Source organism: Roseobacter sp. HKCCD6576-2 (assembly GCF_013179285.1).
Lineage (GTDB): Bacteria > Pseudomonadota > Alphaproteobacteria > Rhodobacterales > Rhodobacteraceae > Rhodophyticola > Rhodophyticola oceani.
In genome coordinates, this window is sequence record NZ_WVNW01000061.1 from 1 (window position 1) to 1,501 (window position 1,501).

General features: G+C 55.3%; 2 protein-coding genes and 1 pseudogene. 2 read left to right on the forward strand and 1 reads right to left on the reverse strand.

The genetic code is table 11. The features are described 5' to 3' along the window. Positions 1-385: 385 nt before the first annotated feature. Together GTF44_RS21930 and GTF44_RS21935 are read left to right on the forward strand one after the other, a co-directional pair. Positions 386-853, forward strand: a complete 468-nt coding sequence (locus GTF44_RS21930; RefSeq protein WP_171563519.1) for an antitoxin Xre/MbcA/ParS toxin-binding domain-containing protein — start codon at positions 386-388, stop codon at positions 851-853. After that, entirely contained in the window at positions 850-1,335 is a 486-nt protein-coding gene (locus GTF44_RS21935) for an RES family NAD+ phosphorylase (RefSeq protein WP_171563521.1), read from the forward strand. Before GTF44_RS21930 ends, GTF44_RS21935 begins: the two co-directional genes overlap by 4 nt. Positions 1,336-1,408: 73 nt before the next feature. On the opposite strand, the pseudogene GTF44_RS21940 reads toward GTF44_RS21935, so the two are convergent. Further along, positions 1,409-1,501 (reverse strand): annotated as a pseudogene (locus GTF44_RS21940) (IS5/IS1182 family transposase); the annotation flags it as partial.

The following is a 1,501-nucleotide window of genomic DNA, read 5'->3' on the forward strand; positions in this document are numbered from 1 at the left end:
AACGCCGGGGATGCCAGCGCCCTCAGCGCAAGCGCAGGACTCAAAGTGATGTTCTAGAAACCCCGCACCGCCGCCGACATCAAGGCGCGTGTCAAGCTGGCCTCCTTCGCAGAGGCCAGCTTGACGCACAATCAGCGCGCGACGTGACCCTTTTTGTCAACATGGCCTAAGCTGCTCTGCGCCTTCTAAGTGGGGGTTTGCACAACATGAATTGCGACATAGCGCAACACCGCCAAAAAGATGTGCTCGACTACCCATTGATGTTCATTGCATACATTGGCGGAGCAAATAGCGTTCGCCAGAAGCGGTACCCTCTGGATTTCTTGACAAAGCGTCACCTGGCGCCTATATTGTCGTCGGTTGACGAAGTCCGATGGAGACCAATATGGCCCCTCTACAAGCCTATATGACACCAGAGACGTTGCCAGGCACAGAATCCGGTCGCATCGGTGTGCTTTTGGGTTTGAAGACCAAGGGCCCGCTAGACGATATCAGCCTGGCAGATCGTATTGCAAAAGGCCTAACCGTTTCAGCCGCTGAAGCGTTGAGCGCAGCCCTTGGCCGTTCTGCTGTCGTCGGCCCGCTCATTCCTGAAGCGACTCTGCGACGGGCGAAGAAAAGTCAGAAGGCGCTGTCTCGGGAAATGAGTGAGCGTCTTTACGAAGTCAGCCGTGTCGTTGATGCCGTTAGCCGCGTTTATCACGGCGATGAAGAGGCCATATCGCGGTTTTTGAACAGGCCACACAATTTGCTAGGTGGCCGCAGCCCAATGGAAATGGCGCAATCGAATTCTGCAGGCGCCGAAGCGGTGATCAATTTGCTTAGACGTGCGGAGTCTGGCTTCGCTGTATGAGCTATGATCGCAAGCTCGATAACCCTCTTTCGGCCTACCGAATTGGTGATCCAATGGGAGAGTTTCCCATCTGGGATGATGGTGGTGCCCGGCTGAGTTCGGGCCGATGGCACGAAGCTGGCGCCGCCGTCAGCTACGCCTCCGAGCATTATTCGACTGCAATGCTAGAAAAGCTGGTTCACTACCAAGGTGAAATCCCCTCCGGTCAGCATTTCATAGAGATCACGATCCCGGCCGGTACGATCTACGAAGTCGTGAATAGTGATCTGATCGATGGATGGTCGGCGCCAGATGGTGAAGCGGCAAGACGATTTGGTCGTCAATGGTATTCAGAAAAGCGCTCTGCAATCCTGATTGTGCCCTCTGTCGTTGCGCGCATGGAGAGCAATATCGTTTTCAACACGCAGCACGCCGACTTCAAATCGATCAAGGCTGGTTTAGAAACCCCGATCTGGTGGGATGAACGTTTGTTCGACCGCTAAGGCTGATCGCAATATCTTTCCCATCCAGCCAATGCTTCGACAGCATAGGGGTCGAAGCGGCGTGGCAATGGACCTGGCCCGGCGTGATCTCTGTCCTCATGGGCAGACCAAGCGCGTTGACGAGGAGGTGGATCTTGGTCGTGAAGCCACCTCTTGAGCGCCCGAA